Raw genomic sequence first — 22,451 nt, forward strand, 5'->3', positions numbered from 1 at the left:
CAGACAAAGAGTTCTGATCACGGTTTGACTCCCAGGCGTTCAAATAAAATATCGGGTGAAACGAAATTCATTTCCTGACTTGCCGCATCGACCGCCACCTGCAGCGTGTGTGCTTTGGTGGTGATCTGGCCCGCCACATTGCGGATCACATAATCGATACGCAGGCGGTTTTCGTATTCGGTAATGCGGGCTTCCACGCGGATCACCTCTTCACAGCGTAACGGCTGGCGATATTTGACACGCGTATCTACCACTGGCCAGACAAAACCGCTGGCGGTCATCTCACCGTAGCTGTAGTTGATGCTGCGCAGTAGCGCTTCACGCGCCACTTCAAAAAAGCGGAAATAGTTGCCGTGCCACACCACGCCCATCGGGTCGCAGTCGTGGAACGACACGGTTAATTCAACCTCAGCGCGCCAGATATGTTCACTCATCGCGGCTCTTCTCCTCTGGTAAGGTCCAGAAATCGTAAAAGTTAAACCAGTCCAGCGGCGCCATCAGCGCATGCTGTTGCAGTCGTTCGGCATAGCGATCCACCGTGGCCTGCAGCGCCGCCTGTCGTTGGGCGCGCGGCAGCAGGATCGGATCGGCGAACGGTTCACAATGCACTCGCAGTCTGCCCTGTTCCCGCAAGGCAAACATCAACAGCACCGGACAGCGCAACGCGGCCGCCAGCACAAAAGGCCCCTGAGGAAACGGCGCCGGACGGCCCATAAATTCACTCCACACCACGCGGCGTTCGCCCCCGCGCTGGCGATGCACGGCGGTACGATCGCCAACAATCGCCACCCATTCACCGGCATCCAGTTTTTGCTGCAGCAGGATGGCGGTATCCGGGCCGATGTCGGTGACCGGCATCAGATTCACCCCAGCCTGCGGTGCGATGCTCTCCAGCACCTCGCGAAAACGCTGGGCGTTGTCGGTGAACACCAGCGCGTTGATCACCAGCCCACTGACCTGCTTTGCCATGGCGCGGCAGGCCTCGATATCACCCAAATGCGAGGCGAGGATCAAATGTCCTTTGCCATCCGCTGCACGGATAACCGCTTCGGCACCCGGCGCAAAATCAATATCGCGTCCCCACTGCACCTCTCCGCGCCAGCTGGCGACTTTATCCAGCATGCTGTAACCAAAGCGCAGAAAGTGGCGATAGCTATTGATCGGCGTCGGCAGGGCAATCTGCTGTTTACTGGCTTCTGCCTGCACCCGCGTCAGCCATTGCTGAGAAGCGGTACGCGCCTCACGTCCGCTCAACCAGTAAACTGCCACCACCGGCCATAGCAACAGCACAAACGGCAGGCGCCCGGCGCGACGATACAACCACAGCATAAAACGCAACCCGCTCTGACCCCGACGTTCTGGCGTGGCGGCCCAGTGCTGCGCCGTTTTACCCCGGCTCAGTAACTGTGGGATGCGCGGCACCATGCCAAAGAACAGGCGCGTGTGCATCCATGAGATACGCAGGTTGTCGTGCAAGGCATCAAAATGTGACAGGCCACTTTCCGGATAGGTGACGCGCGTGCTGATAAAGCGGCTCGGCGTGCCCTGCCAGTAGAGTCGCACCATGATTTCGGTGTCGAAATCCATGCGCTGGCCAATCGGGTGGCGATCGCAGAGTGCCAATGAAGGTTGCAGCGGGTAGACGCGGAAACCGCACATGCTGTCTTTTAGCGAGAAGGAGAGCGTTTCAATCCACACCCAAAAATGGGTGATGTAACGGCCATACAAGCGGGATTTCGGAATGGAATCATCGTAAACAGGCTGGCCGGAGATCAGGCAATCGGGATGGCTTTCCGCTTCCGCCAGCATGCGCGGCGTGTCTTCCACCTGATGCTGACCATCCGCGTCGAGTTGTAGCGCATGGCTGTATCCTGCTGCGGCGGCTCGGCGCATCCCGGCGATTACCGCCGCACCTTTGCCCTGATTAACCGGTAAGGTGAGGATATCCAGCTGTGGAGCCTCAAGGTCAGCGATCTGCTGCTGAGTCTGCGTATCACTGCCGTCATCGACGATAATCACCGGCAGATTAAAGGGAGCCAGCCGCGCCAGCACCGAGGCCAGCATGGCGCCGTGATTGTAACAGGGAATCAGAACACAGGGTTTGAAAGGCGCATTCAGCACAGGCGAATCTTCCCGCTGCTGGCAATCTCAGTGCTGTCCGCGTAAATCAGGCTGTAGCTGAAGCTCAGCAGTGATTTGTCTTCCTGCCAGCTCAGCTGCAGCTCTAGCTCCGCATCAGGCGGCACCGGCTGCTGAAACTTGATGTTCTCAATTGAACGGAAGTGTTTACCGATGGCCAGGCGTGACAGGCCGTAATGTAAAGCCCAGTCGAGCTGCGCCACGCCGGGTAAAATCGGTAAGGTCGGGAAGTGGCCGCGGAACCAAAACAGATCCGCGGCAGCATGCAGGCGCAACGTCAGTGTTGCGCCCTGCTGCAGGGCGTTGAGTTCAACCGGCAACATCAAACAGTTCCTCAATTTGGGGCCAGGCGCGTTTACTCTGCGCCGTAACCGGAATCGCGTTGACGACACGCCAGTAACGCGGCATGGCGACTGGCTCCAGCCAGGGTTGTAGCGCGATTTTCCATTGTTTCTTGCGTTGGGTCAGCGTTGCGGCATCCAGCGTGTCCGGCAAAGCCAGCACCACGCCAATCGCCTGGCGTCCGTGACGCTGAATCGCCAGAGCGGCCGCGTCTTCTACGCCGGGTAAGGCCAGCAGTCTTCGCTCGATCTCACTGAGTGAAACGCGCTTATCTTCGATCTTCACCACCCGATCCTGACGCCCCGCCAGCTGAAATACGCCGGAGGGCTGTTGCACGATGCGATCGTCGAGCGGCCAACCTTCAGTGGTTTCCAGCAGCGCTGAAAACACCCGCCAGCCGGCTTCCTGCTGTACCAGCTTAACTTGGGGGAAACAGTGCCACGGGGCGTTTTCTTCCAGCGCACAGCGCCAGCCCATCACGCCAGTTTCGGTGCTGCCGTAAATCTCATCCACCGCACACTCAAAGGCGCGCTGAGCGTGCTGTGCATCAGCCCAGGGCAAAGCCCCGCCTGCCGAAACAATCAGCGCACATGATGGTGCATCCAGGACAGGATCCAGGCGACGCAAGAAAGCCGGGCTGCTGATAAAGGCGTAGCGACGATCGCGACGCTGATCGGCGAGCTGTTCACCGTAAAAAATTTGCTGAGCGGCAAGTGGCAAGCTCAGCGCCATCGGCAACACAATGCGAAACGTCAGGCCATACAGATGTTGATGGCTCACTGACGCAATCACGTGGCATTGCTGCAGACGGTCGGCCCATAACGCTGCCAGCCACTGCGCTTCAAGATCGAGTGCACGCAGTGATTTCACCACGCGACGCGGCGTGCCGGTGGAACCGGAGGTGAACAGCACCAGTTCGGCATCTTCGGCGATGGCAGGCAGTTCGCCCAGCGCCAGTGCACCGTCCCAGCGCAACTGTGGCAGGGACACCGCCAGCGGCATATCGCTGATCACGCCATCCAATTGTTCTGCCATCTCTTCCAGCTGCGCGGCCCGACAATGTCCGGGGATCACCGGGGTTTTACCGGCGTGCCATAACGCCAGCAGCGCAGCCGTAAAGTGATAACTGTTATCGAAGCATAACGCCCAATGCTGGCCCGGCAGGCGCTGCACTGTTTCCACTAACGCCATCACCTGCTGGCGCATTTCCGATAACCAATGCTGTTGCTGCCCTTGCCAGGCCACGACACGATCCGGCGCTTCGAGCCAGTCGCGGATACTCACCACCTTCATGCCTTGTTCCTCATACGCTGACGCAGCAGCCATTCGCCGCCCATCAGCGTGCCCATCAGCAGATAGCTGATGCACCCATTCCAGAGTGTCCACAGCGAGAGATCATTGAGCAGGCAAGTGGCCAACGCCACGCTGCCATTAAAAATGAAAAACCCACACCATACCTGTGTCACGCGCCGCGTATAGCGCACGGCCCGCGCGGGGAAATCCGCTTCACGCAGCCGCGCTAAACGCTCGACCAGCGGCATCGGGCTCCACAAAGATGTGCCAAACAGCAGCAGCATCAGCCCATTCACCACCACCGGATACCACAGCAACAAATGCTGACTGCGCAACAGCATGCTGGCGAGGCACAGTAAGGTCCCCACCAGCGCCAGCGACAGCATCACTCGCCCCATCGCGCCCTGCGCATGACGTAACTGCCAGATGCGCCAACCAAACAGCAGGGCTAACAGAGCAATCACGCCGCGCCATTGCGGATGGGTGACGGCAAGCCACACCAGAAACGGCCAGGCCAGCAGGGCCAGACCATTTATCAGGCGCAGAAAGGCTGGCATGCCGGAAATCAGGCTTCGTCGCGCATCAGTTGATCGACGGCATCCACCACATCCTGCACGGTGCGAACCGCACGGAAGGCTTCAGGTTTGATTTTTCGGCCGGTACGCTTTTGCAGGTGCACCACCATGTCCACCGCATCAATGCTGTCGAGTTCGAGGTCTTCATACAGACGGGCATCCGGGCGGATATCATCGGCATCAATTTCAAACAGCGAGGTGAGCAGCGAGGCCACTTCCTGGTAAATTTCGTCTTTATTCATCATTTTGACTGTTCTCAGGCTTGCTGTTGTTCAACAAACGCGGCCAGCGTGGCCACGGAAAAAAAGTGCGCGCGTAAGGTTTCGCTTTCTGCGGAAAGCTGTACGCCGAAGCGATTTTTCACCGCCAGTCCCAGCTCAAGGGCATCGATTGAATCGAGTCCCAACCCTTCACCAAACAAGGGTGCGTCGGTTTCTATATCGTCCGGGCTGATATCGTCCAGATTCAGCGTGTCGATAATCATCAGTTTGATGTCGTCAATCAGTGCTTGCATAACTTACTTTGTCTCTTCAGGGACCAGTGCCTGTTGCAAGTGACGCGTCAGGCGACGCGCGGCGAGCGGCTGCGCATCTTCTTCGGCTTCACTGAACGCCTGGCTATCAATACGCGATTTTACGCGTACAGTAAAAACGGGTTTAACCAGCGGAATCTGATACCAGCGACTTTGCTTATCGAGCATACGCTGGGTGCAGCTAATATGTACCACGCGCAGATCGCATCCGGCACGCACCGCGATATTGGCGGCACCGCGTTGCAGCTTCAACGGTTCACCGTAACGGGTACGCGTCCCTTCAGGAAAAATAAGGATGGTATCGCCGCGCGCTAAACGCTGCTGGCTATCGGGCAGCAAGGTATCGGCTTCGCTGTTAATCAGGTAATCGGCAGATTTGATGACGCCATTAAAAAAAATATTGTGCTGCAGTTCGGCTTTTACCAGACAATCCATTTCCGGAAGCACCGAAGCAATCATCACATAATCAATTAACGAAGGATGATTGGCGACAATCAGACAGCCGCGATCCTGGCGCAGTAGCTCCGCACCAATGATCCGATAATCGTAGACACCGACAAAGCGACAAAAGCGCAGGAAACAGCGGAAGCTCCAGGCAATGCTGCTGCGTGCAATCTGACGACGACGCAGGCCATCGCGCTGAATCAGCAACAGCAGGTTAAACCAGGTCACAGACAGCAGCAGACCGCCCACGCTGAACAGCGTAAAACTCACGGCAGTCATCACCAGTCGCCAGTAAAAGTTGCAGCCAGCACGCCAGCGCAGGGCTAACGAATTATCCGCCATGATGACGCTCCCAGTGCCACAGGTGACGTTCACCGGCAATCGTCATTCGTTCGTCACCTTGCAACATCGCCTGCAGGAATTGCAGACTTTGCGGCAAAGTCTCGGCTGCGGGGCGCGCGGGCTCTGCTGTGCAGCGCCACTCATTGCCAGATTGCAGCAACAAAGCCACCGCGTAAGGGGCGTTGAAGCGGTCAATTTCGGGTAGCCACGGCTGATAATAGGCAGGTACAACGCCGTCAAAATCCACCAGCAGCACCTGCGCGTAGCCCGCCTGATGCAAAGCCGCGACCTCAAGCAAACCCTGTTGAAAACTGTCCATGCCCGCTGAAATTGACGAAGAAACCAGCGGCTGTCGCGCCGCAATGGTTAAACTCCCCACCGCAGAGTTGTGTACGGACATGGCAAAATCGGTCGGAGAGAGCGCCTGCTGATCTTTTAACGCCGTGAGTATGCGCAGATTACGTTCCAGCTCACCGTGGCGGCTGGTAAACACAATGGCATCCACCGTTTGACGTGCCAGTAGCGCCAGCCCGCTCTCCACAGCCGCACGGCTGCCCGTACTCAGGCGGCGTGCAGTCATCATCGGCAAAAATTGGGGTTTGGCGATCGGTAGGGTGGCGTCCAACGCGGTTTGCTGTCCGGCCCAGTGCTGCCACTCATCGGCAGAGCTGTGACCTGGTGCAATCGCGTGCCAGTCAACCAGGGTGTAAGCGAGTTTCATACCTGTATTCTTTCTTCAGCCTCAGGGATGGTCAGATTTTCGCTGTGCGGCATCCCTTCCCTGCTTGCGTTCGAGTCCGTCATCCGTCTCATGCGAATGTCGCCGATTAACAAGGCGGGCACGTGGCCCGCCTGTTTTCTCTTTCGGCAGCGTTAGCGCTTTCTTTAAAACATTATGTCAGCGATCACGCATGGCGCTTATTTTACGGCCTGAACCGCAAGACGCGTCTGAATACCCTGGTTCAGATTCTGAATCCAGCGGTTGTAGTTACGATGGATCTGGCCACTGCCCGCTTTCAGATTGGTACTGCTCACGTAATCAATGCGGTAGCTGTTTGCAGCATAAGTGATGCGAATGTCGGCCGTATGACCGCGCTCGGACAGCTTACCGTTCATCACGCCTGGGCCTGCCGGGGAAATCACCCAGTGGTTGGCCGCACCGGCTTCAACAATGGCGCGCTGCATTTGACTATCCGTGTAGCTCTGCCCAACGGTCTGGCTCACGTTCTGAATGGGCGCGGTGCGCGGTGCGCAACCCGTCATTAATGCCGCTGTCACGATTAAGGCAAGCGCCGCTTTTTTATTCATCATTTCCTTTGTTTCCCCTGTCGTAGCCAATCACCACTAATGGCGACCGTGTGCGTAATTGAACTTGCACTGATCCGTTCAGACTTTGTAAAGCGCGCGAATAATACCACTATATGTAAAGACAAGTAAAAAAAAGCACGAATGACTTAAGCAGCGCCTCATTTCATGGCAAAAGCAGAAATTGCCGGGTTTACAGCGTAAAATCTGCCACAAAACCGGCTTGTGGCATGATGTTTAGCCCTGCCAGCCGCCGCCGAGCGATCGGTAAAGATCGATTTGTGCGAGCAACAGAGTGTTTTTCACTGAGACAATATTGAGCTGAGTGTTAAACAAGGTGCGCTGCGCGTCCAGTTCATCCAGATAAGAGGCATAACCGTTCTGATAACGATTACGTGCGATGCGATATGCTTCTGTCACATAGCCTTCTTGCTTCTGCAATTCCGTCAGCTGTTCCTCACTGCGGCGAATGGCATCCAACGCGTTATCCACATCCGAAAAGGCACCGCGTACCACTTTCTCATAGCCATAAAGCGCCTGGTTACGTGCGGCCATCGCCACATCCACCTGCGCCGTCAGTGCTTCGCGATTTAATAGTGGTGCGAGAATGCTGCCGCCAATGCTCCACAGGCGGAAGGGATTCTCGAGTAACTGATGCAGTTGAAAACTTTGCAGCGTGCCGGTCGCCGTCAGATTAAGTGAAGGCAATAAATCGGCCTGCGCCGAAGCCAGCGAGGCATCCGCGGCAATCAACTGACGCTGTGCCTGCACGATATCCGGGCGGCGGTTGAGCAGCTGAGACGGCAATAACGCCGGCAGCGTCTGCGGTTTGATATGGTCGAAGTTGCGGGTACGGGCAATCTCGCGCGGATTCATGCCCACCAGCACGCTGAGTGCATTCTCTTGTTGTTCGATTTGATGCTGTAACTGCGGCACCTGCGCTTTGGCGGTCTGATATTCCGAAGCCGCCTGCATCCACTCCAGTCGTGAGGTATAGCCAGTTTCAAACTGGCGCTGTGCCAGATTTAACGAGTTTTCACGCGTGGCCAGCGTCGCTTCGGTGACACGCAATTGTTCGTCCAGCGCGCACAAACTGAGATAACCGGAGGCCACCGAACTGGCAATCGTTAATTCAGCCGCGGAAGCTGCAGCACGCTGGGCATCCAGAGACGCTTGCGAAGCAAGAATGCTGTTGCTGCGACTGCCCCAGAGGTCTACGTCATAGTTTGCCTGCAACAGTCCCTGGAAGACGGCATTCTCATACGGTTGCCCGGTTACTGCCGACAATGCGCGCTGATGTGTGGCGGCGACCCCGGCGGATAGCGTGGGGAAATTATCCCCCTGCGCAGCACGCAATTGCGCGCGGTACTGATCGACCCGTGAACGGGCAATCAGGATATCGCTGTTATGTTGCAACGCCTGGTTCACTAAGCGGTTAAGGTTATCGTCGCCAAAGTGTTGCCACCACTGTGCTTCGGGAGCTGCCGACGGGCCAACCTGCTGGCGCCAACTGTCCGGGATCGGTAAGGATGACGGGGCCTTTTCCACTTCTGTCGCGCAACCGCTGACCATCAACGTCATCAGCGAGGCGAGGATTAACCGCTTCATGGCGCATCCTTGTGCGGCTCTGCTGCAGTATCAATATTGACTTCAACCGACATGCCGGGACGCAATTCTTCAGTATCGCCGAGGATTTGAATACGTACCGGAATACGCTGTGCGATCTTCACAAAGTTACCGGTGGCATTGTCCGGTGAAATGGCACTGAATTCCGAACCGGCGGCGGGGGAAATAAATTCAACCCGGCCGTCAAAACGCTTGCCGTCCAGTGCATCAACCCGAATCGTCACGGGTAATCCTGGGCGCACACGTGCCAGCTGTGTTTCTTTCAGATTGGCGATCACCCATTTGTTATCCGGCACCACTGATGTCAGGCGCGTGCCCGCGGTGACATAGGTCCCTTTACGCACCGACAATTGTCCCAGCTGTCCGCTGTCGGGCGCGATAATACGTGTATTGGCCAGATCGATATTGGCCAGTTCCAGCGCGGCTTTGGCACTGGCTACATCGCCTTCCAGGGAACCGCGATTCACAATCACCGTTTGTAAACTCTGCTGCGACACCGCAACCTGCGCATCGGCCTGACGCAGTTGCGCCTGAGCCTGTGCATTGGCCGCGCGCGATGCATCACGCTCGCGCACGGAGAGCGACCCATCGGCCGCCAGATTTTCTACACGCTTCAGGTCAAGGCTGCTTTTCAGCGCCTGGGCTTTGGCATTCTCCAGCGCAGCTTTATTGCTGAGAATATTGGCTTCCGCACTGCGGCGTTGCTGTTGGTTATTGTTTTGCGCAGCGATTTTCATATCCAGCTGCGCTTGCGCCTGATGCACGCGCTGGCGATAGATACGATCGTCAATGGTCATCAGTAACTGCCCTTTGGTGACCGGTTGTAAATCCACCACATTCACGTCGGTCAGATAGCCGCTAACCTGCGGGCTGATAAAGGTGACCTGCCCGCGCACATAGGCGTTCTCCGTTGACTGAATCGTGCTGGTAAACGGCCACAGCTGCCAGGCGTATAAAATCACCAATACGCCAACGATCACGATGCCGCTGCCGAAAGCGATGGAAAGAATGCGTCGGCGGTTGGCGCGTTCGCGCTCCGCAGCCTGAATATCGTCCTGTTGGCTCATGAATTCTCCGTCGGGTTTGAAGCTTGCTGACGCTGTTCCGTCAAATTATGGCGTGCCTGACGCCAGTTGATATAACGCAGCCGCGTCAATCGCCACAGCACCCACATCAGGGTGATCAGCGCCATCGCGGCAGTCAATAAATAGGTGTCGTTGTAGGCCAGCACGTTAGCCTGGAGTGTGGCCACAGCTTGTAGCTGGCTGCTGCTCTGCGCGCTGAGCAGAACGTTGTCGGGCAACTGGCTGCTAAACAGTGAACTGTATTGGCTGAGGCGCTCGATGACATTGGGATCAAGCTGTGACAGCTGATCGCCCAGCAGGCTGGAGTGGTACTTCTCCCGCCACGTCTGGAAGGTGCCGAGTATAGCCGAGCCAATCAGCCCGCCCAGATTTTGGCTCATGCCAAACAGCACCACAAAACTCACCAGATTTTTCGGCTGCGTCACCACACCGCCAATCCCTAACAGCATCGCGGGCGCGAGGAAGAACGCGCTGCTAAAGCCGAGTAAAAACTGACTGACATACAAATTGTTGCCGCGTGTCACTGGGCTGGATTGTGCATCCATGTACGAGGCGATGATCATCACCACCAGCGAGGTAACAATCGGCCAACTGAGATGCGTCGGTTTGATGGTCAATGCACTGGCGATCATGCCAAAAATCACTCCAGCGATAATCGCTAAAGCCAAGCCACGCATCTGGTCATTCAGCAGCCCAAGCTGTTGCAGGAAGCCCACCGCGCCGGTGTTTTGCTCGGCCAACACAATGCGCATCATGATCATCACAATGCCCAATCGCACAATCATGCCGTTACTCAGCCATCGGGTGTTAATCAGCGGATTCGCGCGGTTATGTTCCACCACCACTGCCGCAACAATCAGCACCAACGAAAGGGCTAATGAAATACCCAACCACGGCGTGGTAAACCACCACTCGATACGGCCCAGCGATAGCACGCCGCACAGCAGTGCCATGCCGGGTGCCAGCAGGATAAAGGTGACAAAATCCATCTTTTCAAAGGCCTTGATACGATCGCCCGGCGGCAACTTCACCACCAGAACACAACCGAGCGCTATCATCGCCAGCCCTAACTCAAACAGATAAAGACCGCGCCACTCTTCCAGTTGGAGCAATTCGGTAGAGAACAAACGGGCGAGCGGGATCGCCAACTGCGATGCGGTGATGCCGATCACCAGGGCTTTGAGTCGGTGTTTCGCCGGCCAGGCCTGAATTTGGTAATAGATACCAAGGGAGCTAAGCGCCGCGCCCACCATCCCGTGAGCGGTGCGCACAATAATGGCGGAACTGAGATCGTTGGCCAGGATATGGAAGAACGCCACGATGACGTAAAGCACGAGAAAAGCTTCGGTAAACAACCGCAGGCCAAACTGCTGACGAAATTTAACCAGCAGCAGGTTGATGGAAATGTTGCCCATCACGTAGACAGCCGGCAGCCAGGCAATCTCATTGCTATAAGCGCCAAAGGTGCCCTGAAGATTGGTGAGATTGGCCGTCACCAGCGCATTACTGAGCGCGCCGGTGATGGAGATCAGCAGTCCAATAATGCCAAACGCCACGCGCTTTGAGGGCGAGTGGATTGGGGTGGAAGGTGAACCCGGCAGCATCGGTTTTTCATGAGGCAGCCATTCACGTTGTGCATAAGGATTGCGTTTTGCCACGATTAGATACTTCCCAGTCGAGCCAGCAGCTGTTGCAAAACCTTCTCGGTCACTGCCAGCGCTTCAGGATCGATGTCTGCCAGCAACTGTGCGCGCAAGCTGTCTGCCTGGGTTTTCACTTCAGCAAATGCGACGCCGCCCTGCTCGGTCAACACCAGCAGGCGTTTACGGCGATCCTCTTTCGGCTGCACGCGCGCCAGTAACTGCTGTTTTACCAGCCGATCTACCAGTGGCACCACGCTCGCTTCTTCTAATCCCAACAGTTGGGCCAGCGCTTTCTGGGTCGGCGGCTCCGTGGCCGTGGCCACTGTGGCGATGGCCATCCAGCTGCTCATACTTAAGCCACTCTCTTTAAGGCGACGATCGACTGCCAGCCGCCATGCATGTGCCGTAAGATGTAATAAACGCGAAAAAGGTTGCGGATAGTCACTCAAAACGTAGTAGCCTAATGATTAGAGACCTAACTAAACAAGTGCGTTATTATAAACAAAGTGTCAGCCTGATGAAAAGTTTGCTTACATTAGCACTGTAGTTCGCGCGCCTCAGCCCTTCCACTCTGTTCTCAAATAGATGCGGCCTGTCACAAAGCCTATCCCTGTACAGCTATTTTGTATAAGTTTCGTGTAAATTAAATTATTTAAATCGCTGATAAATAACAATAAGCACAAATCCCTCAAAAATATCATTGTACAAGTTAAGGTTCATTGTATAAGTTTACTTCCCGTGAGCCAGCGACTGGCTCCGTAACGAATGATGCACTTTGCGTCGCCTCTGAAGGTGTTTTTGGATTTCCACCTTCAGAGGTGTCTTTTTTGCGTTGGTTGATGAGTTTGGGTCTTACGCGCCTGTCCGCGCGTAAGTTTTTTCATCATGGAACTGAAGGCCAGGTTGCCATCAGACCGATCTGAAGGGCTTCATACATGCAAAACGCCGCCACCAGCAGTGACGCTATCGCTGACTACTTTAAACTCGCCGGTAACAGCGACAGCACCGAGATGGAAGTTTTCGGGCAGATCATCGCTGAAATCCTGCAAGCCGGCATGCCGGTCACCAATAAAGCCATCATCGCTTCGCTGATTAATCGCCTTGAGATGGAAAGTGATGTGATCCAACTGGATATTTATCGTCATCTTCTCGAACTGGTGGTTAACAAAACGCCTGACGATCTCTCGGTGTAATACCGGATTCCAGGGACGGAATCACTCTCTTCTTCGCTCTCCCGCTAGCTTCATCCCTCAATGCCCGCTAACATCATCCGCGTTTAGTGTCCAACTGGTTGCTGCCATGCCGTGACGGTATGCGCAAAATAATAAAAGAGCCTGCACATTTATGAGCCCATCTACAGAACACGCCCCTGCGGCGAACGATATTACCGTGGGCAGCGTTTTACGCTCGCCTGCGCTGCTTACCCGTGAGTGTCTGGCGGGAGTGATTACCGCACTGGCACTGATCCCGGAAGTGATCTCCTTTTCTGTTATTGCGGGTGTCGATCCCAAAGTGAGCCTTGTCGCCTCGGTGGTGCTGTGTCTGACCTTGTCGATTTTAGGTGGCCGCCCAGCCATGGTCACGGCAGCAGCGGGATCGGTGGCACTGGTGATTGGACCGATGGTGCACGCGCATGGGGTTGAATACATTCTTCCTGCGGTAATCCTCGGCGGTATCATTCAGATTATTTTTGGTCTTGCCGGGCTGTCCCGCATGATGCGCTATATTCCGCGTTCAGTGATGCTGGGCTTTGTGAATGCGTTGGGCATTCTGATTTTCTTCGCGCAGGTTCCCCACGTCTGGGGGCAATCGGGATTGGTATGGGTGCTGTTTGCCGTGACTCTGGCGATTGTGCTGCTGTTACCCAAAATCCTGAAAAGCGTCCCGTCACCGCTGGTCGCCATTGTCGTCGTCACCGGGGTGGCGTTGTTGCTGGGTTATCGCGTGCCTAACGTTGGCGATGAAGGGCCAATGAGTTCAGGCTTGCCCGGATTTACCACGCTGCTGGTGCCGTTTAATTTACAGACGTTACAGATTGTCTGGCCTACCGCGCTGAGTATCGCCTTCGTGGGTTTGATGGAATCTCTGCTCACCGCCAAACTGGTGGACGATATTACCGATACGCCTTCAGGTAAGCGCCGCGAGTCCTGGGCACTCGGCGTCGGTAATATTTTGGCCGGTTTTTATGGCGGTATCGCTGGCTGTGCCATGATCGGTCAGACCATTGTTAACGTTGAGCTGGGCAAAGCACGCACGCGCATCTCAACCATTGCGGCAGGTATTGTGCTGTTGCTGCTGGTCACCGGACTGAGTCAGATCATGGCGCAGATTCCTATGGTGGTCCTCGCGGCCATCATGATGGTGGTCGCGGTGAAAACTGTTAACTGGCACAGCCTGCAACCCGCCACGCTAAAACGTATGCCGTGGTCAGAAACCTCGGTGATGGCCCTGACGGTTGTGGTCACCGTTTGGACTGGCAACCTGGCGCTGGGCGTTTTGATTGGCGTCATCCTCGCCATGATGCTGTTTGCACGTCGTATTGCCCATGTTATCCATGCTGAGCGCAAGTTAAGCGATGACGGTGAACAGGTTTATTACACGGTGCGCGGCCCGCTGTTCTTTGGCAGCAGCAATGATTTATTCGAACATTTCGATTACGGGCACGATCCGAAAGTCGTCACCATTGACCTGACACATGCACAAATCTGGGATGCATCCAGCGTCGCGGCACTGGATGCCATTGAATACCGCTATCAACGCCATGGTGCAACGGTCACGGTTATCGGGCTGGATAATCGTAGTAGCGATTTCCGCGATCGCCTGAGCGGTAACCTGGGGTGATGATTTTAATGAAGTGAGTTTGAGTCACTTCACCCAGAATGATGATTCTCTGAGCTGTCATCTCCAACGAGCTGACAGCTTTTTTATGTGCTTGAGTCAGCGAGAGATCAACTACGCTTAGGAGGCAACGCCTGGTTGCCCGAAGAAAGGACGTTTTTGATGAAGCATTTTTTCGCTGGGATGATGATTATAACTTGTCTGGCAACGTTAATAGGCTGCCAGCAATCCGACAGGCCAATTGGGCCAGATGGACGCCCCAACGTGCCCAGCGAGCAGCCTATTCCGGGCGGGCCGATGAGCAAAGGGCCTGTGGGGCAACCGCAAGCCTGAGGTTAATCGTGCCCGGGAGCAGTTGAGCAGTTGAGCAGTTGAGCAGTTGAGCAGTTGAGCAGTTGAGCAGTTGAGCAGTTGAGCAGTTGAGCAGTTGAGCAGTTGAGCAGTTGAGCAGTTGAGCAGTTGAGCAGTTGATATCGTGGATTGATACTGAAATGGGTATTCGGAAGTGAATTGCAGGCACAAAAAAACCGCCCTTGGGCGGTCACGACATTACTGCATATTGCTTTGATTTTATTTGGTTTTAGCGACTACTAAATATGGTACCCGGGGCGGGACTTGAACCCGCACAGCCATAAGCCGAGGGATTTTAAATCCCTTGTGTCTACCGATTTCACCACCCGGGCAGGGTGTAAATTGGAGGCGCGTCCCGGAGTCGAACCGAGGTAGACGGATTTGCAATCCGTTGCATGGCCACTCTGCCAACGCGCCTTTATTCTGATGTGTCATCCGTTAACAGCGGAGGACTAAATTTGGAGCGGGAAACGAGACTCGAACTCGCGACCCCGACCTTGGCAAGGTCGTGCTCTACCAACTGAGCTATTCCCGCAATTCACCGAACTCGCTGATTTTATTCAGCTTCTTGCAGACTCGCTGCCGTTCGATGCGATGCATTCTACTTATCTGACGCAATGAGTCAATAGAATTATCCACACAGCGCGTCCGTTTGCTGCTTTTTAAATCGTATCGATCAGCTATCGAGCAGATCACCGCGTGCGGCGCTTAAATACTGGAACATTGACCAGAAGGTCAGCACCGCGGCGATATACAGTGCCACCACGCCCACGCCCACTACGGTTGCGTCTGGACGCCACAGCAAGGCGAACAGTGAGAACATCTGCGCCGTGGTTTTCACTTTGCCAATCCAGGAAACAGCCACGCTGCTGCGCTTACCAATCTCCGCCATCCACTCACGTAAGGCTGAGATAATAATTTCGCGCGCAATCATGGTCGCTGCCGGTAAGGTAATCCACCAGGCGTGGAAATACTCGGCGACCAGTACCAACGCAATGGCCACCATCACTTTGTCTGCCACAGGATCGAGGAAAGCGCCAAAACGCGTAGTTTGCTTCCAGCGGCGGGCAAGAAAACCATCAAACCAGTCAGTTACGGCGGCAACCACAAAGATCAATGCGGTGGCAAAAGGTGCCCAGTAGAAGGGCAGATAAAATGCCAGCACAAAGAATGGAATCAGTACAACTCGAAACAGGGTAAGACACGTCGGAATGTTAAATTGCATATGCCAGTAACTGTCTGGTGTGAGTAGAATTTAACGTATGTTCCTACATTGCCCCCCCTGTTTCAATGCTAGTGTTTCAGCGAGTAGTAGATTTTTTCCGCCAGCGCGAAGGAAATCCCCGGCACTTTAGCAATCTCATCCACGCTGGCATTCATCAGGGGTTGCAGGCCCCCCATGTACTTAAGCAGCTGTTGACGCCGTTTTGGCCCTACCCCTTCAATGCTTTCCAGCGCGCTGGTGTTCTTCACTTTGGCGCGTTTTTTCCGATGCCCCGAAATTGCATGATTGTGAGAGTCATCACGAATATGTTGAATCACATGCAGTGCAGGTGAGTCTGGCGGCAGCGAAACGCCCTCGCCTTCCGCCTCAAAAAACAGCGTTTCCAGGCCCGCTTTACGGTCAGTGCCTTTTGCCACGCCCAGCAGAATGGGATGATCTTTATCCCAGGGCACATCCAGCTCTGCGAACACCTGTTTCGCCTGTGCCAGCTGGCCTTTACCGCCATCGATGATAATCACATCAGGGATTTTGTCCTCTTCCAGCGCTTTACCATAACGACGGCGTAATACTTGGTTCATCGCGGCGTAATCGTCGCCGGGCGTGATGCCTTCAATGTTATAGCGGCGGTAATCCGAACGCAGCGGTCCATCGCGGTTAAAGACCACACACGAAGCTATCGTCTGCTCACCCATGGTGTGACTGATGTCGAAACACTCCATGCGCTTGATGCTGTCGAGTTCGAGAAAGACGGCCAGCGCCGCTAGTCGCTGCTGAATAGTGGAGTGCTGAGACAGTTTAGTGGTCAAAGCGGTGGCCGCATTGGTGCGCGCCAGTTTAAGGTAGCGAGCCCGATCGCCGCGCGGTTTGCTTTGAATATTGACCTTGCGGCCGGCCAATTCACTCAAGGAATCGGCCAGCAACTCACGTTCGGGCAGACTGAAGTCCAGCAGAATATCAGCTGGCAAAGTGCGTGCTTCGCTCCCCTGCAGATAAAACTGGCCGACAAAGGTTTGCACCACTTCGGTGAGATCGGTATCAGCAGGCACTTTCGGGAAATAACTGCGGCTACCCAGCACTTTGCCCTGCCGAATAAACAGCACGTGCAGACAAGCCATACCGGCGTCGAATGCCACCCCCATCACATCAAGGTCATCCCCCTGATTGGAGACAAACTGCTTCTCTGTGACGCGTCGTACCGCCTGAATCTGATCGCGCAGACGCGCCGCTTCTTCGAAGCGCAATCCATAGCTGGCCTCTTCCATGCGTTTGACCAGTTGGTTGATTACTTGATCATCTTTGCCGGCGAGAAACAGCCGCACGTAATCGGTTTGCTGCGCATACTCATCTTCGCTGACCAAACCCGCTACGCACGGCCCAAGGCAACGGCCAATCTGATATTGCAAACAGGGGCGAGAGCGGTTGCGATAAACACTGTTTTCACACTGTCGAATCGGGAACACTTTCTGCAACAGCGCCAGGGTTTCACGCACCGCATAGCCATTAGGGAAAGGCCCAAAGTATTCCCCTTTCGCGTGTTTGGCACCACGATGCATCGCCAGTCGCGGATGCGCGTCTGCACTCAGAAATATATAGGGATAGGATTTATCATCACGCAGCAGCACGTTATAGCGAGGCTGATAGAGCTTGATGTAATTGTGTTCAAGCAGCAACGCTTCGGTTTCGGTATGCGTCACCGTCACGTCGATGTTTTGGATGTTACTGACCAGGACTTCGGTTTTTCGGCTGCCCACCTGAGTGCGGAAATAACTGGTCAGGCGCTTTTTGAGGTCTTTCGCTTTACCGACATAGATCACCGTGCCTGTCGCGTCATACATGCGGTAGACGCCGGGCTGACTGGTCACGGTGCTCAGAAAGGCTTTGGAATTGAAAACGTCACTCACTACTGATTAACGGCTCCGCATTATAGAGACCATGTCGAATGGCCAGATGCGTTAACTCTACGTCGCCACTGATGTTCAACTTACTGAACATGCGATAACGGTAACTGTTAACGGTTTTCGGGCTGAGATTAAGCTGCTCGGAAATTTCCGTCACCTTTTGCCCTCGGGTGATCATCAGCATAATCTGCAATTCCCTTTCCGACAAACAGCTAAAGGGCGATTCGGCTTTTTGCGGCTCGATTTGACTAAGCGCCATTTGCTGCGCAATATCTGAAGCGATATAGCGCTGGCCTGAGTGCACCGAACGAATCGCACTCACCACTTCCTGCGGGGCCGCACCTTTGCTCAGATAACCCGCCGCACCGGCTTGCATTACTTTTGCAGGCAGCGGATTTTCGGTATGGATGGTCAGCATAATAATGCGGATGTCAGGATTGAAGCGCACAATTTTTCGCGTGGCTTCCAGACCGCCGATGCCCGGCATATTCATGTCCATCAGCACCACGTCGACCGGATTGCTGCGGCACCATTTCACCGCGTCTTCACCACAAGCCACTTCCCCGGCAATTACCAATCCCTTCATATCTTCCAGTATGCGGCGAATACCGGCGCGTACCAGTTCATGGTCATCAACAAGAAGCAGACTGATCAACGGGACGTACTCCGCAGGTTAGTGAGGGGAAAAATATATTTCAGGAGGGCCATCTTACCGGGTTTGCCGGGGAAAAAACATCTGGCTACGCAGATAAATCTCAAATGAAATGATACACATCAAATTGAGCTCAATCCCAGATATCTTTTGCGTGAAACGCTTAGCATGCAAGAATTAAAATGTGAAATTGTGACTAATATCATTATGTTATAATTTATGCTCTTTTCATTGACCGCTGAGCTTTGCTTAATAAAAATAACTTCAACGCCTGATTTTTCCTGCCTGTTAATAACGCAATCATCCATTTAATGTTGGTTTAATCTCCACCGCTTCGCCTGGGATAAATTCCTCATTCAACCATATGATATACTCTGTTTTTTACACACAGATATTGTGTCTACATTCAGTAACACCACCAAGGAGTCAAAGATGAGTGATGAAGACTTTTCAACATCGCGGGATACCCAGGCACTGGCCGATGAAGTTGCTTGCCTGAAAATGATGGTGACGCTGATTCTGAAAGGGATGGGCCAGGCGGATGCCGGTAAGGTGATCATTAACATGGAGCGCTATGTGCAAAGCGCGTTAGCGGATAAGCCGCAGGCGGAAGTGTTCAGCAACACCATTCGTCAGATTAAAACCGCCTACCGCCAGTAAGCGATGAAGCCCCGCGCAATGCGCGGGGTGGTCAACTGTGTGACTGCCAGTTCACTGAAACACCCAGTGACGGTAGCACCTCTTCCGGACTAAACCGGCGTGTGCCACGATACTTGTCCGCCAGTGCCGGCTGATGAACCGGAATACGAATGGCAAACAGATTATCCTCAGATTGAATCAACCCGGGTGATAAAGGTTCGTACACGACGTGGTGCTGCTCAAACATTTTTTCCAGCATCGGCGTTGCTGAACTGATCAGGTACTCCATACCGCTGAGTTCCGCCAACTGCACCGCATGCCATAAAATCGTCAGTGGCAGTTCGGCATCCACCTCAAGGCGTGCCGAAAAGCGCGACATTTCCCAGACTTTTTCCTGATCGAACGGCAGCACCATGCCTTCAGGCACTTCTGGTTCATGCCAGGGCAACAAACGTGCACAGCCGCAAATCCCCTGGCGCGCATTCCAGGCGATCATCCAGGTGACATCGGAGCGATCAAAGCGATCATACTCCTGTCCGGGCGTACTTAAGCGCGGCGGGATAGACCAACCTTCACCCCGCGCAAAAACGCTATAGCGATACGTTCCTAATTCTGCCAACAGAGAGGACGGCATATCCTTAAGCTGTGTTTGAATTACTTTCATCATGCGCCCCTGACATCCCCATGTTTGCAATGATTTCTTTGCGCCAGCCTGGCAAAGTTCCGGCGCAGGGTAGACAACTGACTAAAGAGTGGGAACTACTAAAATTAGTAGTTGCCTTTTTGCTATATCAGGCCAATTGCCGCCGCATAACACGCAATCTGCGTTTTATTGGAAACATTAAAACGCTTTTGCATATTCTTTTGGTGAAAATTCACCGTATGTTCTGAAATTGCTAAAATCAGTGAAATTTCCGCAGAAGTTTTTCCTTCCGCCGTCCATTTCAAAATTTCCAGTTCGCGTTGACTAAAATCGTTAGATAAAATCGCCATTGAACTATCATTTAGCCGCTCCAGCACGCGCAAACTCAGTTCCGCCAGAAGGTGCAGTTTCACCTCTAGTTGAACGCGTAAGTGTTGAGTCTGACTGTGGAGCGATGATGCTATAGATAATATACCAATGGCACGATTTGGCGCCATTGCCGAACAAGAAAAGCCGCTGTTGAGCCCTGCCGCATTCGCTTCAGCCCATAAATTACCGGCACCGGTAAATAAATCCCGCGTCCATTCCACGCCTCGTCCCGGCCGCTGACAAAGCAACAGCACCGGATCGACAGCATAATAATTTTCGCTTTCATAGCGCTTAACCCAGCTTTCCGGGTAAGTACTGAACAAAAACACGCGCGGCCGGGTAAAAGGCACGGGATGTTGAACCAGGAAAGCGAATGAATCGAAACCCATCGCTTCAATGTGTTTTTGTAATAGCGTTTTTACTTGAATCACTTCCGTCAGCGCCTGAAATTCATTTTCAGTTTCGCCACGCCAGACGAAATAATTATCGGTCGTCATTATTGCCTCAGCGTTGTTTCACGCTTTAACTTGTTATTCGTTCTGATAAACACAAAAAATAAATTAACTAGAGAAAAAATATTGATTGAAATGAGAGCAGCCCGCGGGGTAACAATCATAACCATCCTGTTGTCAATGCGTTACCATTATGGGGAACTGAAAGCAGATACATTTTGCCAACAGCTTCACAACTTTAATCCTCTTTCCTGATTAGAATAGGATTTTTCCGAAGGAGTTTCAATCACCCTATTCATCGAAAATCATCATTAGATTGATAAATTTTTAGCATCGTCATTAACTAAAATCACTCACTTTGAAAGCGGTTACTGAGGGTAATAGCGGTATTTGTGGGACGACGGCTATTCGGTTCATTCTTAATCCCAGCGATTTCTGTGGTGAGCGGTATAACGTGATTTCCGTCACCCTCTTTTCCAGCTACGCTTAGAGGATGTGCGGGGGATGACGCTGTGGACTTTTCAGGGGAAGACGTTGCGCCCTCACCCATACTGGCGCATTGTCATGCGTATTCGAGCATCATAACGGGGCTGACTATGATGAACCAACTGGCATTACCTTTCCTTGTACTGGGCGGTTGTACAGCGCTGATGATCTTAAAAGATCTTTTCCGTCACCCGCATCCGGTGGCCATCATGAATATCATCTGGCCACTGACCGGCCTCTATATGCCGTTCATCGGATGGTTAGCCTGGTGGTATCTGGGCCGTAAACCTTCACGTCAGGTAAAACTTGCGCTGCTGGTTCCACAAAAAATTCAGAGTAATGCCAGCTGGCAAACAATATTTATTTCCACCTCATTATCTGCCGCGGCCTGTATATTTGGCGACATAATGACCCTACCAATAATCACCTTGCTAAATCAGTTCGCCATTATGCCAACGCTCTGGATGCAGGCAATTATTTGCTTGATAGTTTCTCTGGTGGTGGGTTTATTTTTCCAGTTCCTGGCTATCCGTCAACGTGAAAAACGTTCATTTGGCCGGGCGTTATTATTAGCGTTTAAAACCGAAACGTTTCCCCTGCTGATTTATCAATTAGGTATTTTTATCTTTATGGCACTGGCACTAAAATTTGTTCTCAACCAACAAATCAATCCATTGCTGGTGGCTTTCTGGTTTATGTTACAACTGGCCATGATCATCGGTTTTCTATTCTCCTGGCCCGCTAATCATTTCCTGATAAAACGAGGGCTTAATCCCGCCGTCTGACTAACGACAGTATCCGGCGCCGCGCATCCCCAGGTGAAAATGTCCGGCATGCGCGGCGTTGTAATCCGGTCCTAACGCATTACCAAAGGTCGCACAGCCGTTGTGCCATAAAGCGCGAAGCCCTGCAGCCGCATCCTCAGGTTGATGCCAGTTTTTTGCCACCTGCAGCCAGCGTCCATCTGCAAGCTGAAACCCAGTCACATCCCATGCATCTGCTGTTGCATGCTCGCTTAAACGCCCCTGCTGGCGATGATAGATATTTCGACAGGCGTAACTGCCGACGTGGGTGATTCGCCGAATCGGGCTGTTGATACCTGCCTGCTGAAGGGCGTGAGTGCTGTTGACGACAAACATTGTGCTACTCACCGCCATCGGGCAACTGGCAAGAAAGCTGCTGCTCAATGTCACTTCACCAAAACCACTCACGCGCAAAGGTTGTTCAATAGGGCAATCACCTTGCAGTGCTGGCACGGCGCGAAATTCTACCCATCCCTGCTGACTGGCTCGATGCATCACCGCCATACATGCCGCAGGATCGTGACCCAGGCGCTGCAATTTGTAGCGCATCATCCATCCCGGAGGGTCAGTCACCGACAGCGGTGTAAATGGATTCCACTGTGGCGGCAGATGCGTTTTCAGCCACGGCAAACTCCACCAGCCACATAATGCCAACAGAACAATCGCTAATAATGCGCGCATCACACCTCACGTTTACTCATAAAAAGAAGACGTAAGTGTAGGTGGCAAAATGGAGAGATAACGCAGAAAAGGCTTAATTGCTGAAGAT

The 22,451-nt window shown here is 53.7% G+C and carries 24 protein-coding genes and 3 tRNA genes; 4 read left to right on the forward strand and 23 right to left on the reverse strand.

What is annotated here, in order from left to right:
• Positions 1–17: 17 nt before the first annotated feature.
• The 14 genes from FD744_RS11335 to FD744_RS11400 all read right to left on the reverse strand — a co-directional run bounded on the left by FD744_RS11335 (position 18) and on the right by FD744_RS11400 (position 11,775).
• Complete coding sequence (locus FD744_RS11335) at positions 18–434, reverse strand: thioesterase family protein (protein ID WP_097119589.1); 417 nt, start codon at positions 432–434, stop codon at positions 18–20.
• Complete coding sequence (locus tag FD744_RS11340; protein ID WP_160868245.1) at positions 427–2,121, reverse strand: glycosyltransferase family 2 protein; 1,695 nt, start codon at positions 2,119–2,121, stop codon at positions 427–429. Before FD744_RS11340 ends, FD744_RS11335 begins: the two co-directional genes overlap by 8 nt.
• On the reverse strand, positions 2,115–2,462 hold the full coding sequence (locus FD744_RS11345; RefSeq protein WP_058959618.1) for a hydroxymyristoyl-ACP dehydratase: 348 nt from the start codon (positions 2,460–2,462) through the stop codon (positions 2,115–2,117). The genes FD744_RS11340 and FD744_RS11345 overlap by 7 nt, the downstream gene beginning before the upstream one ends.
• Positions 2,449–3,774: an AMP-binding protein gene (locus FD744_RS11350; protein ID WP_160868246.1), complete on the reverse strand. Its 1,326-nt coding sequence runs from the start codon at positions 3,772–3,774 to the stop codon at positions 2,449–2,451. The genes FD744_RS11345 and FD744_RS11350 overlap by 14 nt, the downstream gene beginning before the upstream one ends.
• The gene (locus FD744_RS11355; RefSeq protein ID WP_160868247.1) at positions 3,771–4,331 is read right to left on the reverse strand and encodes a hypothetical protein; all 561 of its coding nucleotides are present in this window, start codon (positions 4,329–4,331) and stop codon (positions 3,771–3,773) included. Before FD744_RS11355 ends, FD744_RS11350 begins: the two co-directional genes overlap by 4 nt.
• Before the next feature lie 8 nt (positions 4,332–4,339).
• Entirely contained in the window at positions 4,340–4,594 is a 255-nt protein-coding gene (locus tag FD744_RS11360; RefSeq protein WP_034820249.1) for an acyl carrier protein, read from the reverse strand.
• 11 nt (positions 4,595–4,605) lie between these two features.
• Positions 4,606–4,863, reverse strand: a complete 258-nt coding sequence (locus FD744_RS11365) for a phosphopantetheine-binding protein (RefSeq protein ID WP_160868248.1) — start codon at positions 4,861–4,863, stop codon at positions 4,606–4,608.
• Positions 4,864–4,866: 3 nt separating this feature from the next.
• A complete protein-coding gene (locus FD744_RS11370; protein WP_160868249.1) occupies positions 4,867–5,667 on the reverse strand; it encodes a 1-acyl-sn-glycerol-3-phosphate acyltransferase in 801 nt (266 codons plus the stop codon).
• On the reverse strand, positions 5,657–6,388 hold the full coding sequence (locus FD744_RS11375) for a beta-ketoacyl synthase chain length factor (RefSeq protein ID WP_160868250.1): 732 nt from the start codon (positions 6,386–6,388) through the stop codon (positions 5,657–5,659). Before FD744_RS11375 ends, FD744_RS11370 begins: the two co-directional genes overlap by 11 nt.
• Before the next feature lie 197 nt (positions 6,389–6,585).
• Positions 6,586–6,978 carry a hypothetical protein gene (locus FD744_RS11380; RefSeq protein ID WP_097119582.1) on the reverse strand — a complete coding sequence of 131 codons (393 nt, stop codon included), beginning with the start codon at positions 6,976–6,978 and terminating at the stop codon, positions 6,586–6,588.
• A 231-nt stretch (positions 6,979–7,209) separates the two neighbouring features.
• On the reverse strand, positions 7,210–8,580 hold the full coding sequence (locus FD744_RS11385; RefSeq protein WP_160868251.1) for an efflux transporter outer membrane subunit: 1,371 nt from the start codon (positions 8,578–8,580) through the stop codon (positions 7,210–7,212).
• Positions 8,577–9,665, reverse strand: a complete 1,089-nt coding sequence (locus tag FD744_RS11390; protein ID WP_160868252.1) for an HlyD family secretion protein — start codon at positions 9,663–9,665, stop codon at positions 8,577–8,579. The genes FD744_RS11385 and FD744_RS11390 overlap by 4 nt, the downstream gene beginning before the upstream one ends.
• The gene (locus FD744_RS11395; protein ID WP_034820282.1) at positions 9,662–11,341 is read right to left on the reverse strand and encodes an MFS transporter; all 1,680 of its coding nucleotides are present in this window, start codon (positions 11,339–11,341) and stop codon (positions 9,662–9,664) included. The genes FD744_RS11390 and FD744_RS11395 overlap by 4 nt, the downstream gene beginning before the upstream one ends.
• Positions 11,342–11,343: 2 nt before the next feature.
• Entirely contained in the window at positions 11,344–11,775 is a 432-nt protein-coding gene (locus tag FD744_RS11400) for a MarR family winged helix-turn-helix transcriptional regulator (RefSeq protein ID WP_058959626.1), read from the reverse strand.
• Positions 11,776–12,261: 486 nt separating this feature from the next.
• Between FD744_RS11400 and FD744_RS11405 the strand changes: the two genes are divergently transcribed.
• Together FD744_RS11405 and FD744_RS11410 are read left to right on the forward strand one after the other, a co-directional pair.
• Positions 12,262–12,519, forward strand: a complete 258-nt coding sequence (locus tag FD744_RS11405) for a biofilm/acid-resistance regulator YmgB/AriR (protein WP_034820289.1) — start codon at positions 12,262–12,264, stop codon at positions 12,517–12,519.
• A 151-nt stretch (positions 12,520–12,670) separates the two neighbouring features.
• Positions 12,671–14,167, forward strand: a complete 1,497-nt coding sequence (locus tag FD744_RS11410; protein ID WP_034820292.1) for a SulP family inorganic anion transporter — start codon at positions 12,671–12,673, stop codon at positions 14,165–14,167.
• 594 nt (positions 14,168–14,761) lie between these two features.
• Here FD744_RS11410 and FD744_RS11415 read toward each other — a convergent pair.
• The 6 genes from FD744_RS11415 to uvrY form a co-directional block, all read right to left on the reverse strand.
• A tRNA-Leu gene (locus FD744_RS11415) sits at positions 14,762–14,847 on the reverse strand.
• A gap of 11 nt (positions 14,848–14,858) precedes the next feature.
• Positions 14,859–14,932, reverse strand: a tRNA-Cys gene (locus FD744_RS11420).
• A 42-nt stretch (positions 14,933–14,974) separates the two neighbouring features.
• Positions 14,975–15,050 (reverse strand) — tRNA-Gly (locus FD744_RS11425).
• 141 nt (positions 15,051–15,191) lie between these two features.
• A complete protein-coding gene (pgsA, locus tag FD744_RS11430) occupies positions 15,192–15,740 on the reverse strand; it encodes a CDP-diacylglycerol--glycerol-3-phosphate 3-phosphatidyltransferase (RefSeq protein WP_160868253.1) in 549 nt (182 codons plus the stop codon).
• Positions 15,741–15,808: 68 nt separating this feature from the next.
• Positions 15,809–17,641 carry an excinuclease ABC subunit UvrC gene (uvrC, locus tag FD744_RS11435; protein ID WP_034820298.1) on the reverse strand — a complete coding sequence of 611 codons (1,833 nt, stop codon included), beginning with the start codon at positions 17,639–17,641 and terminating at the stop codon, positions 15,809–15,811.
• A complete protein-coding gene (gene uvrY / locus FD744_RS11440) occupies positions 17,634–18,293 on the reverse strand; it encodes a UvrY/SirA/GacA family response regulator transcription factor (RefSeq protein ID WP_034820300.1) in 660 nt (219 codons plus the stop codon). The genes uvrC and uvrY overlap by 8 nt, the downstream gene beginning before the upstream one ends.
• A gap of 429 nt (positions 18,294–18,722) precedes the next feature.
• Between uvrY and FD744_RS11445 the strand changes: the two genes are divergently transcribed.
• The gene (locus tag FD744_RS11445; protein WP_034820303.1) at positions 18,723–18,950 is read left to right on the forward strand and encodes a DUF2594 family protein; all 228 of its coding nucleotides are present in this window, start codon (positions 18,723–18,725) and stop codon (positions 18,948–18,950) included.
• Positions 18,951–18,981: 31 nt separating this feature from the next.
• Here the strand turns inward: FD744_RS11445 and FD744_RS11450 are convergent, their stop codons facing one another.
• Together FD744_RS11450 and sdiA are read right to left on the reverse strand one after the other, a co-directional pair.
• Complete coding sequence (locus FD744_RS11450; RefSeq protein WP_034820307.1) at positions 18,982–19,593, reverse strand: acyl-homoserine-lactone synthase; 612 nt, start codon at positions 19,591–19,593, stop codon at positions 18,982–18,984.
• A gap of 122 nt (positions 19,594–19,715) precedes the next feature.
• On the reverse strand, positions 19,716–20,438 hold the full coding sequence (sdiA, locus tag FD744_RS11455; protein WP_160868254.1) for a transcriptional regulator SdiA: 723 nt from the start codon (positions 20,436–20,438) through the stop codon (positions 19,716–19,718).
• Positions 20,439–20,989: 551 nt separating this feature from the next.
• Here sdiA and FD744_RS11460 point away from each other — a divergent pair.
• On the forward strand, positions 20,990–21,664 hold the full coding sequence (locus FD744_RS11460) for a DUF4396 domain-containing protein (RefSeq protein ID WP_034820313.1): 675 nt from the start codon (positions 20,990–20,992) through the stop codon (positions 21,662–21,664).
• Here FD744_RS11460 and FD744_RS11465 read toward each other — a convergent pair whose 3' ends face one another.
• Positions 21,665–22,363, reverse strand: coding sequence for an extensin family protein (locus FD744_RS11465; RefSeq protein ID WP_160868255.1), 699 nt, complete (start codon positions 22,361–22,363; stop codon positions 21,665–21,667).
• Between the last annotated feature and the right edge of the window lie 88 nt (positions 22,364–22,451).

The organism is Pantoea sp. Taur, from assembly GCF_009830025.1.
Taxonomy (GTDB): domain Bacteria; phylum Pseudomonadota; class Gammaproteobacteria; order Enterobacterales; family Enterobacteriaceae; genus Pantoea; species Pantoea communis.

Excerpts from the sequence above, each read along its gene's own strand:
- FD744_RS11335 (WP_097119589.1), bottom strand. The coding sequence starts at position 434 with ATGAGTGAACATATCTGGCGCGCTGAGGTTGAATTAACCGTGTCGTTC.
- FD744_RS11345 (WP_058959618.1), bottom strand. The coding sequence starts at position 2,462 with ATGTTGCCGGTTGAACTCAACGCCCTGCAGCAGGGCGCAACACTGACG.
- FD744_RS11350 (WP_160868246.1), bottom strand. The coding sequence starts at position 3,774 with ATGAAGGTGGTGAGTATCCGCGACTGGCTCGAAGCGCCGGATCGTGTC.
- FD744_RS11355 (WP_160868247.1), bottom strand. The coding sequence starts at position 4,331 with ATGCCAGCCTTTCTGCGCCTGATAAATGGTCTGGCCCTGCTGGCCTGG.
- FD744_RS11360 (WP_034820249.1), bottom strand. The coding sequence starts at position 4,594 with ATGATGAATAAAGACGAAATTTACCAGGAAGTGGCCTCGCTGCTCACC.
- FD744_RS11365 (WP_160868248.1), bottom strand. The coding sequence starts at position 4,863 with ATGCAAGCACTGATTGACGACATCAAACTGATGATTATCGACACGCTG.
- FD744_RS11370 (WP_160868249.1), bottom strand. The coding sequence starts at position 5,667 with ATGGCGGATAATTCGTTAGCCCTGCGCTGGCGTGCTGGCTGCAACTTT.
- FD744_RS11375 (WP_160868250.1), bottom strand. The coding sequence starts at position 6,388 with ATGAAACTCGCTTACACCCTGGTTGACTGGCACGCGATTGCACCAGGT.
- FD744_RS11380 (WP_097119582.1), bottom strand. The coding sequence starts at position 6,978 with ATGATGAATAAAAAAGCGGCGCTTGCCTTAATCGTGACAGCGGCATTA.
- FD744_RS11385 (WP_160868251.1), bottom strand. The coding sequence starts at position 8,580 with ATGAAGCGGTTAATCCTCGCCTCGCTGATGACGTTGATGGTCAGCGGT.
- FD744_RS11390 (WP_160868252.1), bottom strand. The coding sequence starts at position 9,665 with ATGAGCCAACAGGACGATATTCAGGCTGCGGAGCGCGAACGCGCCAAC.
- FD744_RS11405 (WP_034820289.1), top strand. The coding sequence starts at position 12,262 with ATGCAAAACGCCGCCACCAGCAGTGACGCTATCGCTGACTACTTTAAA.
- FD744_RS11410 (WP_034820292.1), top strand. The coding sequence starts at position 12,671 with ATGAGCCCATCTACAGAACACGCCCCTGCGGCGAACGATATTACCGTG.
- pgsA (WP_160868253.1), bottom strand. The coding sequence starts at position 15,740 with ATGCAATTTAACATTCCGACGTGTCTTACCCTGTTTCGAGTTGTACTG.
- FD744_RS11445 (WP_034820303.1), top strand. The coding sequence starts at position 18,723 with ATGAGTGATGAAGACTTTTCAACATCGCGGGATACCCAGGCACTGGCC.
- FD744_RS11450 (WP_034820307.1), bottom strand. The coding sequence starts at position 19,593 with ATGAAAGTAATTCAAACACAGCTTAAGGATATGCCGTCCTCTCTGTTG.
- sdiA (WP_160868254.1), bottom strand. The coding sequence starts at position 20,438 with ATGACGACCGATAATTATTTCGTCTGGCGTGGCGAAACTGAAAATGAA.
- FD744_RS11460 (WP_034820313.1), top strand. The coding sequence starts at position 20,990 with ATGATGAACCAACTGGCATTACCTTTCCTTGTACTGGGCGGTTGTACA.
- FD744_RS11465 (WP_160868255.1), bottom strand. The coding sequence starts at position 22,363 with ATGCGCGCATTATTAGCGATTGTTCTGTTGGCATTATGTGGCTGGTGG.